11 protein-coding genes are annotated in these 13,473 nt (G+C 45.3%); all 11 read left to right on the top strand.

The window, feature by feature from the left end:
- The first annotated feature begins 105 nt into the window (after positions 1 to 105).
- The 11 genes from proC (at position 106) to CJ305_RS05640 (ending at position 13,403) form a co-directional block, all read left to right on the top strand.
- The gene (proC, locus tag CJ305_RS05690) at positions 106 to 906 is read left to right on the top strand and encodes a pyrroline-5-carboxylate reductase (RefSeq protein ID WP_099645276.1); all 801 of its coding nucleotides are present in this window, start codon (positions 106 to 108) and stop codon (positions 904 to 906) included.
- Positions 906 to 2,039 (top strand): aspartate aminotransferase family protein, encoded by a 1,134-nt coding sequence (locus CJ305_RS05685; protein ID WP_099645275.1) that lies wholly within the window; start codon positions 906 to 908, stop codon positions 2,037 to 2,039. Before proC ends, CJ305_RS05685 begins: the two co-directional genes overlap by 1 nt.
- Before the next feature lie 151 nt (positions 2,040 to 2,190).
- Positions 2,191 to 3,186: an N-acetylornithine carbamoyltransferase gene (locus tag CJ305_RS05680; protein ID WP_099645274.1), complete on the top strand. Its 996-nt coding sequence runs from the start codon at positions 2,191 to 2,193 to the stop codon at positions 3,184 to 3,186.
- On the top strand, positions 3,176 to 3,988 hold the full coding sequence (gene argB / locus CJ305_RS05675; RefSeq protein WP_099645273.1) for an acetylglutamate kinase: 813 nt from the start codon (positions 3,176 to 3,178) through the stop codon (positions 3,986 to 3,988). The genes CJ305_RS05680 and argB overlap by 11 nt, the downstream gene beginning before the upstream one ends.
- Before the next feature lie 15 nt (positions 3,989 to 4,003).
- A complete protein-coding gene (locus CJ305_RS05670) occupies positions 4,004 to 4,384 on the top strand; it encodes a nuclear transport factor 2 family protein (protein ID WP_099645272.1) in 381 nt (126 codons plus the stop codon).
- Positions 4,385 to 4,415: 31 nt separating this feature from the next.
- Positions 4,416 to 5,480, top strand: coding sequence for a M20 family metallo-hydrolase (locus CJ305_RS05665; protein WP_099645271.1), 1,065 nt, complete (start codon positions 4,416 to 4,418; stop codon positions 5,478 to 5,480).
- 125 nt (positions 5,481 to 5,605) lie between these two features.
- Positions 5,606 to 6,904, top strand: a complete 1,299-nt coding sequence (gene argH, locus CJ305_RS05660; RefSeq protein WP_099645270.1) for an argininosuccinate lyase — start codon at positions 5,606 to 5,608, stop codon at positions 6,902 to 6,904.
- Between the two features lie 220 nt (positions 6,905 to 7,124).
- Positions 7,125 to 7,511 (top strand): hypothetical protein, encoded by a 387-nt coding sequence (locus tag CJ305_RS05655; protein ID WP_099645269.1) that lies wholly within the window; start codon positions 7,125 to 7,127, stop codon positions 7,509 to 7,511.
- Positions 7,512 to 7,659: 148 nt separating this feature from the next.
- Positions 7,660 to 8,742 (top strand): efflux RND transporter periplasmic adaptor subunit, encoded by a 1,083-nt coding sequence (locus tag CJ305_RS05650; protein ID WP_099645268.1) that lies wholly within the window; start codon positions 7,660 to 7,662, stop codon positions 8,740 to 8,742.
- 22 nt (positions 8,743 to 8,764) lie between these two features.
- Positions 8,765 to 11,968, top strand: coding sequence for an efflux RND transporter permease subunit (locus CJ305_RS05645; protein WP_099645267.1), 3,204 nt, complete (start codon positions 8,765 to 8,767; stop codon positions 11,966 to 11,968).
- On the top strand, positions 11,958 to 13,403 hold the full coding sequence (locus CJ305_RS05640) for a TolC family protein (RefSeq protein WP_099645471.1): 1,446 nt from the start codon (positions 11,958 to 11,960) through the stop codon (positions 13,401 to 13,403). The genes CJ305_RS05645 and CJ305_RS05640 overlap by 11 nt, the downstream gene beginning before the upstream one ends.
- The last annotated feature ends 70 nt before the right edge of the window (positions 13,404 to 13,473 follow it).

Here is a 13,473-nt window from a genome sequence, read left to right as displayed (position 1 = left end):
TTAGGGGGGAGGACAAAAGATTTCCGTCTTCACGGAAATGAAAATAAAATTTTAAAAATAAATCCAACTCCCCTCTCTTTTGGAGAGGGGCTGGGGGTGAGGATTATGAAAATAGCAATTATAGGAACCGGTAACCTAGGTTTGGCAATAGCCAAAGGTTTAATTACCAATAACGCGATCACCACGCTGTATATGACCCGGCGTAATCCGTCGGCGATTGAGTCGTATGCCGAGTATAAGAATGTATTTGTGACTTCAGATAACGTAGAGGCGGTACAGAAGTCAGACATACTCATTTTTGCAGTGCAACCGGCACAATTGGCAAATATTCTTAATGATATTAAAGACGAACTTACCGATAAGCACGTGCTGATTTCGACCATTACCGGCTACGCGATTTCGCAGATTGAAGCCATAGTGGGGACCGATCAGTTTATTATCAGAGCAATGCCGAATACCGCGATTGCTGTTGGAGCCTCGATGACCTGCCTGGCCAGTAATGAAAAGGGAATGAAACGCATAAAAGTAGCTGAAGCGATTTTTAATCGTCTCGGAAACAGTCTGATCATTCCCGAAAATCAAATGCAGGCCGCGACTGTGGTTTGCGCAAGCGGAATTGCCTTCTGGATGCGCCTTATACGCGCAACGACCCAGGCTGCGATTCAATTAGGCTTTGATGCGCACGAAGCTCAGGAACTGGCGATGCACACCTGTAACGGTGCCTCAAAACTGTTAATCGAATCGGGTAACCACCCGGAAGAAGAGATAGACCGTGTAACCACTCCAAAAGGCTGTACGATAGAAGGACTTAACGAGATGGAACATAAAGGCCTCAGTTCATCACTCATTCAGGGAATGGTGGCCTCATTCAATAAAATTAACGTGATTAAAACCGACCAGAAATAATGAGTTTATTTGATGTTTATCCGTTATACGACGTGACGCCGGTTAAGGCTCAGGACGTTTGGGTTTATGATGCCACACCCACTAAGTATCTGGATTTATACGGGGGGCACGCGGTGATTTCGATTGGTCACGGGCATCCCAAATACATTGAGAATCTTACCAAACAACTGCACGATATTGGTTTTTACAGCAACGCGGTTCACAATCCGTTGCAGGAGGCTTTAGGCGAAAAACTACCCGCTCAGGCAAATACACCCGGCTATCAGTTGTTTATGTGCAGCAGTGGGGCAGAAGCGAACGAGAATGCCCTGAAAATGGCCTCTTTCGTTACCGGAAGAAAAAAAGTTGTCGCCTTTAACAACAGCTTTCACGGAAGAACGTCGGCAGCCGTCGCAGCCACCGATAATCCTAAAATTGTAGCGCCTATAAACGCGCAGCAGGAGGTCGAATTTCTACCCCTGGGAGATCTGGATGCTTTGGCAGCGGTTTTGGCTAAGGAAGATGTGTGTGCGGTGATTGTGGAGTTTATTCAGGGCGTAGGCGGTCTTGATATCAGCACGGCTGAATTCTATGAAGGTGTTGATGAATTGTGTAAACAAACCGGAACCTGCCTCATTGCAGATGAAGTACAGGCCGGTTTTGGCCGTACCGGGAAGTTCTTTGCTTTTCAGGAATACAACGTAAAGCCGGAGCTGATCTCAATGGCCAAAGGTATGGGTAATGGCTTTCCGGTAGGAGGGATTTTGATTCATCCTTCGATAAAGGCAGAATACGGAATGCTGGGTACCACTTTTGGCGGAAATCACCTGGCCTGTGCCGCAGCTTTGACTGTGCTTGAAGTATTGGAAGAAGAAAATCTGATGGCTAACGCCCTGAGTGTTTCCGATCATTTTAAGGCCAAAACCTTAGATATTCCGCAGATAAAAAACGTAAAAGGCCGCGGCCTGATGCTGGGTCTGGAATTTGATTTTGATACGGCTGCCATCCGCAAAAAACTGATTTACGATCAGCATATTTTTACCGGAAGCGCTAAAAACAAAAACCTGATTCGTATTCTACCGCCATTGACGATTCAAAACGAACAAATCGATCAGTTTTTTGAAGCATTAAAAATAGAATTGGATAAAATGTAAATAGAACGTCAGTCTGTCCCGAGGGATCGGGACAGTTTGACAAAAGAATAGAACATAGTACTACTCAAACCCCCTCTCTTTTGGAGAGGGCTGGGGAGAGGACAAAGCAGAGATTTCGGCTGCACATTATAAACCTGACAGGAATCAACAAATGAAAAAATACACCGGATTAGACGACATTACAGATCTAAAAGAATTAATCGCGGAAGCCCGCGAAATCAAGAAAAACCCCTATGCTTTTGAGCATTTAGGAAAACGCAAACGCTTAGTAATGTTGTTTTTCAATTCCAGTTTGCGCACGCGCCTCAGTACAGAGAAAGCCGCCTGCAATCTTGGGATGGATGTTACGGTGATGAACTTTAACAGCGATGCCTGGAAGCTCGAGTTTGAAGACGGTACCGTAATGAACGCAGACACCTCCGAGCACATCAAAGAAGCCGCACAGGTCATTTCCCAATACGGGGATGTGATCGCAGTGCGCGCCTTTCCAACCCTTACCGATAAGGCCAAGGACGAAAGCGAGTATGTGATTTCAAGTTTTGAAAAATATGCTTCGGTGCCTGTTGTCAATATGGAAAGTGCCACGGCTCACCCGCTTCAGGCGCTGGCCGATGCGATTACGATAACCGAACTTTCGCAGCAATCCAAACCTAAAGTGGTCCTCAGCTGGGCGCCACATCCCAAGGCCTTGCCGCACGCGGTGGCCAATTCCTTTATAGGGATGATGCAGAAGATGGACGTGGATTTTACCATCACACATCCCAAAGGTTATGAGTTGAGTGCTGATGTGGTTAAGAATTCTAAAGTGGTTTACGATCAGGATGAAGCTTTGAAAGATGCCGATTTCGTTTACGTAAAAAACTGGAGTAATTATAAAGAATACGGAAAAGTTATTGCCACCCCGGAAACCCATTCGGACTGGATGGTCACTTCCGAAAAATTGGGAACTGCGCAATTTATGCATTGCCTGCCGGTGCGTCGCAATGTTATTGTGGCTGATGAGGTTTTGGATGGCGACCAGTCGGTGGTTATTGAGCAGGCCAACAACCGTACGTTTTCGGCACAGGTGGTACTGAAGAGGATATTGGAAAATTTAGCTTCCAAATCCCAAAAGGAGAAGTTAGAAAGTAGTCGTTATGAGTACTAAACAGATTTCCCCTTCGGGGGATAGGGGGGCAGGGCTCCACGTCGTCAAAGTAGGCGGAAACATCATCGAGAAAGAAGAAGATTTACAGGCTTTTTTGGATGCGTTTTCGGCTTTGCCTGAACCTAAAATTTTGGTTCACGGCGGTGGAAAGTTAGCTACCCAACTGGCGGAGCGTCTCGAGATCCCGGTACAAATGATTAACGGGCGTCGCATTACCGATGCCGAGACGGTTGAGGTCATTACCATGGTTTACGGTGGTAAAGTCAATAAAAGCATCGTAGCCGGCCTGCAGGCGCGGGATTGCAATGCGATTGGATTTTCGGGCGCTGATGGAAATACGATTCTCTCGGTTAAGCGGCCGGTTAAAGAGGTAGATTTTGGCTTTGTGGGTGATGTGGTAGGCGTAAATGCCAAACTAATTCATGAGCTCACCCAAATAGGGATTACCCCCGTTTTCTGCGCCATAACGCACGATGGCAAAGGACAGCTGCTCAATACCAATGCCGATACCATTGCCTGTGAACTCGCAATCGGTCTGTCTGAATATTATGAGGTAACGCTCAATTATTGCTTCGAAAAAGCAGGTGTTTTACTGGATATTCAGGACGAAAACTCGGTTGTTAAAGAGATTGACACGAAGAAATATGCCGACTTGCTGAAAGACGGCATTATCGCAGACGGCATGCTGCCTAAACTGGAAAACTGCTTTTATGCACTGAAAGGCGGCGTTCACAAAGTGCAACTGGGCAAGCCGGAGATGTTAGGTAAAAAGGACGTAAACCATACAACCTTAACTCTGTAATAAACCAACTTTAAAATGACTGAAATTCACGTTGATACCGATTGCGGAAATTCACCGAAGCGTGAATTCATAAAGGCGTTCAACATTGCTTTTGCCAGGCAGGATTTTAAATTTATTCTGGATAGTATTACCGATGATGTTATCTGGAACATTGTAGGTGATAAAAAAATTGAGGGAAACGAGGCATTTAAAAAGGAATTAGAGCTTATGCAACAGCAGATAAGCAGTCTTCATTTACATCAAATTTTAAGTCACGGAAAAGAAGGTGCCGCTAATGGGATTATCAAAATGGAAAATGGTAAAAAATATGCCTTTGCAGATTTTTACATATTCAGTAGTGCAAAGGGGGCTAAAATCAAAGCTTTAACTTCATACATTATAGAAATAGCGTATTGATAAAAACGGACAGATTAAAACAGACTGGTCTATGACTATAGAAACACTTACGCAAGAGGCGATAGCATTATTAAAAAACCTGATTTCAACACAGTCTTTTTCTTCAGAAGAAGAAGGAACGGCTGCACTTATTGAAAACTGGTTTAAAGCGCACGACATACCCTTTAAGCGCCAGGCAAATAACATCTGGGCGACCAACAAGCATTTTACGGAAGGTAAAACAACACTTTTACTAAATAGCCATCACGATACCGTGCAACCAAATAACGGCTATACCCGCGATCCCTACAGTCCGGATGTAGAAGACGGCAAGTTGTATGGGCTAGGCAGCAATGATGCGGGAGGATGTTTGGTTTCGCTAATTGCAACGTTTACGTATTTCTACGCTGAGGAAAACCCAAAGTACAATCTGATTATCGTTGCCAGTGGCGAGGAAGAAAGCAGCGGACCTAATGGGCTCAACAGTATGCTTAATGTGATTCCTCCTGTTGATGTGGCAATTGTCGGCGAACCTACCTTGATGAATTTGGCTATCGCCGAAAAAGGTTTGGTGGTATTTGATGCGAAAGTGCTGGGTACTCCGTCACACGCCGCACATCCTAACGAAAACAATGCGATTTACAATTGCATCCCCGTGTTACAGTGGTTTAAAGAGTATACTTTTGAAAAAGTCTCCGAAGCCCTGGGAGCGGTAAAAATGACTGTGACGCAGATCAAAGCCGGAAAACAGCACAACGCGGTTCCGGCAGATGTGGAACTGGTTATTGATGTTCGGGTTAACGATCAATACAGCAATCAGGAAATAGCCGATTTGCTACAGGCCGAAGCGCCTTGCGATTCGATTGTACCGCGCAGTCTGCGGTTGAATTCCTCTTCAATACCAAAAGATCACGAACTCGTAAAAGCCGGCATCGCTTTGGGTAGAAGCACTTACGGTTCGCCAACTTTGAGCGATCAGGCGGTTTTGAGCTGTCCGTCACTCAAACTCGGGCCCGGCGACAGCACGCGCTCGCACAGCGCAAACGAATTTATTTACGTCGCAGAGATTGAAGAAGGCATTCAGATTTATATAGATTTGCTGAAAAGCATTCTGTGAGCCCCCTAGCCCCCGAAGGGGGAATGAATGGGGAAAGAAAATAATACTAACAACCTTAAAATCGCTAGCGATTTTAATTTCACTAAATAAAGGTTCCCCTCCTTGGGAGGGGTCAGGGGAGGACAATGAAACTTTGGGATAAAGGAGCAAACATAGACGATAAGATCATCCGTTTTACGGTAGGTAATGACCGGGAAATCGATACGCATATTGCGAAATACGATGTACAGGCATCACGTGCACACGTGAAAATGCTGAATAAAATTGGCATTCTGACTGATCAGGAGCTTAAAGATTTGTTGCCCCAGCTCGATATTCTGGAGGCACATACGCAAAACCCCGATTTCTTTATCGAACCGGAATACGAGGATATTCACTCGAAGCTGGAGGCCGAATTAACGCTTATTCTGGGCGAAACCGGGAAAAAAGTACATACGGCACGCTCACGTAACGATCAGGTGCTGGTGGCTCTGCAATTGTATTACAAAGAGCAGTTGCAGCAAATCAAGGCGCGTACGGTTTCGCTTTTTGAAACGCTGATGCATCTGGGCGAAAAGCACAAAGATCAATTGCTTCCGGGATATACGCATCTGCAGGTGGCGATGCCCAGCAGTTTCGGACTTTGGTTTAGCGCTTATGCCGAATTGCTTATCGACGATACCATCCTCATCAATGCCACGCAGGATATTGTAGATCAAAATCCTCTGGGTTCTGCGGCGGGATACGGAAGTTCGTTTCCCATAGACCGTGAGATGACCACCAAAGAATTGGGCTTTGCCACGATGAAATACAATGTGGTTGCCGCTCAAATGGCACGTGGTAAAAGCGAGCGTACGCTGGCTTCTACCTTAGGAAGTCTGGCCAACACGCTTTCGCGCTTTGCGATGGATGTATGCCTGTATATGAGCCAGAATTTTGGCTTTGTAAGCTTCCCCGAGCAGTTAACTACCGGCAGCAGCATTATGCCGCACAAGAAAAATCCCGATGTGTTTGAATTGATACGCGGTAAGTGCAATAAAATTCAGGCATTGAGTACCGAAATGATTTTGATTACAAACAACCTGCCCAGCGGTTACCATCGCGATTATCAGTTGCTAAAAGAAAACACCATCAATGCGGTGGAGTCTATGAAAGACATTCTCGAAATCTTTGATTATGCAATCAGTCAGGTGCAGGTTAAAGAGATTGACCTGAATGACGAGAAGTACAAATACCTGTTTACCGTAGACAGCATCAACGATCTGGTAGTTGAAGGCAAGTCGTTCCGAGAAGCCTATCAGGAAATAGGAGGGCAGGTACAGGCCGGTACGTATAAGCCAGAGCCGGGCAAAAAACATACGCACCTGGGGAGCATTCACAACCCCGGTTTCGATGAAATCAGGGCAAAAATGCGGAAGGTTTCAACCGCTTTGAATATCAAATAGGCGGAAGTCGCTGTCACAGATAATTCAATAAATTCTTTAACAGCCCTTTTTATTATCGAAAAGGCCTGTTTTATTTTGTGCTTTTGTCAATTTGAATCGGTGTATTTTGTTTCTTTAATAAAAATGCTACTCAGCCAACTAAATCGATAAACTTTTTTAGTCTATTCGTTGTGGGAGATTATTCCTTCCCATACTTTTGCTGCATCTTTTTCAAGATATTATGAAGGTAGCCCTTTCTATTTTCAGTTTACTTCTGGCCGGGATTTTAAATATTTCCGGATGGGCGCTTACACCTCAACAAGCATCAGATTCATCCTGTACATTTGAAGAGCAGCTTGCTATTCAACTTTATGATTCGGGATTTCAGTTAACCCCCAATCATAAAGAACATACTGAGTTTAAAGTTGCTGAGTTTGAGATCGAGGAAGATTCAGAGAAACTATCCCGATCCAGACAGGAACAATTAACGCAACCGGTTATTACCGGTGCTCAATTGGAAGGGGTTTGTAATTTTCATCTAAACCTTCCGTTTACTCCAACACAGGCCCGTGCAAACCTTGCCGGTGCCGTCAAGCCGTATATCCTTTTTCAGGTATTCAGACTTTGATTTAAAACTTAAGCTCGCACTCGCGGGCTAAACGCATTTCCTGTAGCTGGTTTACCTCACACTATAGCAGACCAGGCAGGGAATTCTGTGTCTTTTCCATCCCGGAAGAGCACCTCACATCAAATCATTTATCGTAAAATTCAAACACATGAAAAAAATTCTCATGATGCTAGGCCTGGGTGCGCTTTTGTTGCACATAAGCTGCAAAACTGAACACCACAAAGAAGAAGAAAAAACCACTTTTTTAGTCACCAACCCCATTAAATTAGATACGGTAATCACCAAAGATTACGTAGCGCAAATACAATCAAGCCGCCATATCGAACTGCGTGCTCAGGAGCGCGGTTACCTTCAGAAAATATTTGTAGATGAAGGTCAGGCTGTTAAAAAAGGGCAGTTGCTGTTTCAAATTATGCCCAAATTGTATGAAGCCGAAATGCAAAAAGCAAAAGCCGAAGCGCGTTTCGCAGAAATAGAATATGAAAACACCAAAAAGCTTGCAGACAGCAATATTGTTGCGCCAAACGAACTGGCAATGGCCAAAGCCAAACTGCAAAAGGCCAATGCCGAATTGTCCCTGTCTCAGGTGCACCTTGAGTTTACCCAAATCAGAGCACCTTTTGACGGTATCGTAGACCGGTTTCACGTAAGACTGGGAAGTCTGGTAGATGAAGGCGAATTGCTTACAAGTCTTTCTGACAATAATATTATGTGGGTCTATTATAATGTTCCCGAAGCCGAATATCTGGATTATCAGAGTAATTTAACCACTGCTGAAAAGCCCGAGGTTAAGCTTTTGATGGCTAACAATGCCTACTTTAAACACCCCGGAATCGTAGAAACCATTGAAGCGGATTTCAATAACGAAACCGGAAACATTCCGTTTAGGGCGACCTTCCCAAATCCTGAAGGTCTGCTAAGACATGGGGAAACCGGTAATGTGCACGTGACCATTCCTCTTAAAGATGCGCTATTAATTCCGCAGAAATCCACCTTTGAGGTACTCGATAAAAAATATGTTTTTGTGATAACCGATGAAGGCATCGTGAAATCACGGGAAGTGCAGATCGCTAACGAAATGCCGCATCTCTATGCAATTGCTTCCGGTCTTTCTCCCAAAGACAAAATCCTGCTGGAAGGCTTAAGACTGGTACGTGAAAATGAGCAGATAATATTTGAGGTAAAAGACCCTAAAGCGGTCATTTCCGATTTAGATCTATACGCCGAGTAATCTCACCCCAAAAACACAAAACATGTTTAGTAAATTCATAAAGCGACCTGTATTTGCGATCGTAATCTCGATTATGATCGTCTTTGTAGGTGCGTTATCAATAAAGCAACTGCCTATTTCGCAGTTTCCGCAGATTGCCCCTACCACCGTAAACATCTTTATCGCCTATCCCGGTGCGAGTGCAGATGTACTGGTAAAATCAACACTTATTACCCTCGAAAATGCGATCAACGGGGTGCAGGATATGCGCTATATGGCTACCGATGCGACCAGTGCCGGTGAAGCCACCCTCCGTATCATTTTTGAACCCGGCGTAGACCCCAACGATGCGGTGGTTCGCGTGAAAACCCGGGTTGATCAGGTTATGCCTTTGCTGCCCGAACTGGTGCAGCGCGAAGGGGTGATCATTACGCCCATTCAACCCAGTATGTTGATGTACGTAAACCTGTACTCTAAAGACAAGAGTATGGATGAAAAATTTCTCTACAACTATGCTGATGTGAAGATGATCCCGGAGATCAACCGTCTTAAAGGGATCGCGCGTTCACAGATTTTAGGTAGCCGTCGTTATGCGATGCGGGTTTGGTTAAACCCAGACCGTATGCGGGCTTATAATATTTCGGTGGAAGATGTAATGGAAGCCGTGCAAGAGCAAAGCGTGGTGGGGCGTCCCGGACGATTGGGGCAGAGTTCGGGTATTGATGCCCAGTCTTTAGAATATGTATTGACCTATAAAGGACGTTTCAACGAGCCCGAAGAATACGAGAATATCATTTTAAGAGCCAATGCCGAAGGAGAAAGTATTCGTTTAAAAGATGTAGGTACTGTAGCTCTGGGTAGCGAATTCTTCGATATTTATTCGAATCAGGACGGGCATCCTTCCGCAGCTATTGTATTGAAACAAAACTACGGCAGTAACGCGAGTGAAGTTATTGAAGAGGTAAAGGAAAAACTGAAGGAACTTGAAGCCGATTTCCCTCCCGGAATGGAATACAGCATCAGTTATGACGTATCCAAATTCCTTGATTCTTCGATAGAGCAGGTGGTAGATACCCTGCGTGACGCGTTTATTCTGGTTGCTTTGGTAGTATTTATATTTTTGGGTGATTGGCGTTCGACCTTGATTCCAATTATCGCCGTGCCCGTATCGCTTATCGGGGCCTTTTTTGTGATTCAGTTTTTTGGACTCTCCATAAACCTGGTGACCCTGTTTGCTTTGGTACTCGCTATTGGTATTGTGGTAGATGATGCGATTGTGGTGGTAGAGGCGGTGCACGCCAAGTTTGAGCAGTACCCAACAATTACGCCCTATCAGGCGGTGAAGCGGGTTTTGGGCGAAATCACCGGTGCGATTATCGCAATTACCGGGGTGATGGTTTCGGTATTCTTGCCCATTTCGTTTATGTCTGGCCCTGTGGGAACCTTTTACAGGCAGTTCTCAATCACGATGGCGAGTTCGATTGTTATTTCGGCATTGATTGCGTTGACGCTTACTCCGGTATTGTGTGCAATGTTGCTTAAAAACCACCATGCAAAGCCGCATAAACAGAATATACTCACCCGTTCGCTTGACAAGTTCAACCACGTGTTTGACAAACTTACCGGAAAGTATGTGGCTTTACTCCGCCGAATTGTAAGCCTGAGATGGCTCACTTTTGCGGTGCTTCTAATCTTTTGTGCGGGAATTTACTGGCAGAGTCAGGTATTGCCTTCCGGTTTTATACCAAGTGAAGATCAGGGTACAATCTATGCGATTATTCAAACCCCTCCCGGAGCGACTTTAGAGCGAACCAACAAGGTTTCTCAGGAGCTTCAGAAAATCTGCGAGGAGATTGAAGGCGTAGAGTCGGTATCATCCCTTGCAGGTTATGAGATTATGACCGAAGGTCGCGGTTCTAACGCCGGTACCTGTTTGATCAACCTCAAACCATGGCACGATCGCGAACACGACGTAAAAGAAATCATGGAAGAGCTCGAAGAAAAAACAAAAGGTCTGGGAGCGGTAATCGAGTTTTTTGAACCCCCCGCGATTCCCGGTTTTGGTTCATCGGGTGGTTTCTCACTTCGTCTTTTAGATAAAAACACTGAAACCGATTATCAGGACTTTGATAAGGTGAACCAGAAGTTCCTAGACGATTTAAAAGCCCGTCCTGAATTGACCGGTCTGTTTACCTTTTTCGCAGCAAACTATCCTCAATACGAACTCGAGGTAGACAACGACCTTGCTATGCAAAAAGGGGTGACCATTGGTAAGGCGATGGAGAATCTGGATATCATGATTGGTAGTACTTATGAGCAGGGTTTCATCAAGTTCAACCGCTTCTTTAAGGTATACGTGCAATCTGATCCTCAGTATCGAAGATTGCCCAGCGATGTACTCAATATGTATGTGAAAAATGATGAGGGCGAGATGGTTCCGTATTCGGCGTTTATGAAGCTGAAAAAGACTCAGGGACCTAACGAGGTTACCCGATACAATATGTACAATTCAGCCGCAATCAGAGGTTTGCCAGCCAAAGGCTATTCTACCGCAGATGCGATTGACGCGATCAAAGAAGTGGCGGCAACCAGCCTGCCCAGAGGTTATGACATCGCCTGGGAAGGTTTGTCGTACGATGAGGCCGGCCGCGGTAATGAGTCGGTGTTCATATTCCTCATCGTACTGGTGTTTGTGTACTTTGTACTGGCAGCACAATACGAGAGTTTTATCATCCCGATGGCGGTGGTGTTCTCGTTGCCTGTGGGAGTTTTTGGTTCGTTCTTATTGCTGAAATTGATGGGACTTGAAAATGACATTTATGCACAAATCGGTCTTATCATGCTGGTAGGTCTGCTGGGTAAAAACGCGGTGCTTATCGTGGAATTTGCAGTGCTGAAACGTTCGGAAGGTGCTTCGATACTGGAAGCAGCCATCGAAGGAGCCCGGGTGCGTTTCAGACCTATTTTGATGACTTCGTTTGCGTTTATCGCCGGGTTGATTCCGCTTATTTTGGCAAGTGGAGCCGGAGCGATAGGTAACCATACCATCGGGGCTTCAGCTTTGGGAGGGATGCTGTTTGGAACTATTTTCGGGGTCATTATCGTTCCCGGATTGTATTTCATTTTTGCCTCTCTTGCCGACGGGCGAAAACTCATCAGAGATGAAGAAGATCATTCGCTTACCGAAGGTTTCGTTCACGAAATAGACACATTCACAAAATCTGAAGATGATAATTATGATAAGTAATCGTTATAAATCCCTATACGTTCCCATCCTGCTTTTAATTTTAGCTTTTTCAAGCTGTAAAGCTCCGGGACTGATAGAAAAAGACGTTGATCTGAGCGCGCTTCCCAAACAATACGCCGGGAAAATGCAGCGGGATACGACCAATACTGCGCTTATAAACTGGAAGGATTATTTTACCGATCCGTATTTGGCGAAGCTGATTGATTCTGCTTTGGTACACAATCAGGAACTGAATATGATGCTTCAGGAAATCGCGATTTCGAAGTCTGAAATTCGGGCCAAAAAAGGAGAATACCTGCCTTTTGTAGGTTTTGGAGCAGCCGCCGAAACGGAAAAAGTAGGTCGCTATACCAGTCAGGGCGCTAATGACGCCAATACTGAGATCAAAGAAGGTGTGGAGTTTCCGGAGCCTTTGCCTAATTATAAATTTGGGCTTCAGGCGACCTGGGAATTGGATATCTGGGGTAAGTTGCGCAATGCGAAAAAAGCGGCGGTACTCAATTACCTGTCGAGTGTTGAAGGTCGAAACTTTATGGTTACCCAACTGGTAGGGGAGATCGCGCAGTCGTATTACGAGCTGCTGGCGTTGGATAATCAGTTGGCTATCGTAAACCGAAACATCGAGATTCAGGGCAATGCCTTTCGTATTGTAAAACTTCAGAAGGAAGCGGCAAAAGCGACCGGACTTGCCGTAAGTAAGTTTGAAGCTGAGGTGCTTTACACACGCAGTCTGCAGTATGAAATTCAGCAAAAAATTACCGAAACGGAAAACCGAATCAATTTTCTGGTAGGCCGTTTTCCACAACCTGTGGAGCGTACTGCGGTTTCATTTATGGACATCAGGCCGGCGATGCTAAACGCCGGGATTCCGGCTCAATTGCTCGAAAACCGAACCGATGTAAAACAGGCCGAACTCGCTTTACAAGCGGCTAAACTCGATGTTAAGGTTGCCAAGGCTCGGTTTTATCCTTCTTTGGGTATTTCGGCAGGTGTGGGCTTCGAAGCCTTTAAACCCAAGTTTTTGTTGAATTCGCCCGAGTCGCTGTTATACTCGATAGCAGGCGAACTCACCGCTCCGTTGATCAACCGGAACGAGATTAAGGCTGCCTATATAGGTGCCAATGCGAAGCAGGTTCAGGCGGTTTACGAGTATGAGCAAACCGTGTTGAATGCCTATATCGAGGTGGCCAATCAGCTTGCAAAAGTTTCCAATCTGGAAAAAAGCTATGATTTAAAGACGCAGCAGGTAGAAGCGCTTAACCGCTCGGTGGATATCGCGGGACAGCTTTTTGGATCTGCCCGGGCAGATTATATGGAAGTGCTGATGACCCAGCGCGATGCTTTAGAATCCAATTTTGATTTGGTCGAGACCAAAGTCGCCCAGCTTAATGCCTATGTACAGTTGTATCAGGCACTAGGTGGTGGCTGGAACTAGAATTTGATTAGTGTTGAGGAGGTTGTTGACTTTTCACCCCTAAAATTAGAAGTCAATAAACCTGAACCGC

The organism is Leeuwenhoekiella nanhaiensis, from assembly GCF_002744755.1.
Classification (GTDB): Bacteria; Bacteroidota; Bacteroidia; order Flavobacteriales; family Flavobacteriaceae; genus Leeuwenhoekiella; species Leeuwenhoekiella nanhaiensis.
Note: the sequence above shows the minus strand (reverse complement) of the source record. Positions and strands in the feature narration are given on the sequence as shown.

Excerpts from the sequence above, each read along its gene's own strand:
- argH (WP_099645270.1), top strand. The coding sequence starts at position 5,606 with ATGAAACTTTGGGATAAAGGAGCAAACATAGACGATAAGATCATCCGT.
- CJ305_RS05650 (WP_099645268.1), top strand. The coding sequence starts at position 7,660 with ATGAAAAAAATTCTCATGATGCTAGGCCTGGGTGCGCTTTTGTTGCAC.
- CJ305_RS05655 (WP_099645269.1), top strand. The coding sequence starts at position 7,125 with ATGAAGGTAGCCCTTTCTATTTTCAGTTTACTTCTGGCCGGGATTTTA.
- proC (WP_099645276.1), top strand. The coding sequence starts at position 106 with ATGAAAATAGCAATTATAGGAACCGGTAACCTAGGTTTGGCAATAGCC.
- CJ305_RS05640 (WP_099645471.1), top strand. The coding sequence starts at position 11,958 with ATGATAAGTAATCGTTATAAATCCCTATACGTTCCCATCCTGCTTTTA.
- argB (WP_099645273.1), top strand. The coding sequence starts at position 3,176 with ATGAGTACTAAACAGATTTCCCCTTCGGGGGATAGGGGGGCAGGGCTC.
- CJ305_RS05680 (WP_099645274.1), top strand. The coding sequence starts at position 2,191 with ATGAAAAAATACACCGGATTAGACGACATTACAGATCTAAAAGAATTA.
- CJ305_RS05645 (WP_099645267.1), top strand. The coding sequence starts at position 8,765 with ATGTTTAGTAAATTCATAAAGCGACCTGTATTTGCGATCGTAATCTCG.
- CJ305_RS05665 (WP_099645271.1), top strand. The coding sequence starts at position 4,416 with ATGACTATAGAAACACTTACGCAAGAGGCGATAGCATTATTAAAAAAC.
- CJ305_RS05685 (WP_099645275.1), top strand. The coding sequence starts at position 906 with ATGAGTTTATTTGATGTTTATCCGTTATACGACGTGACGCCGGTTAAG.
- CJ305_RS05670 (WP_099645272.1), top strand. The coding sequence starts at position 4,004 with ATGACTGAAATTCACGTTGATACCGATTGCGGAAATTCACCGAAGCGT.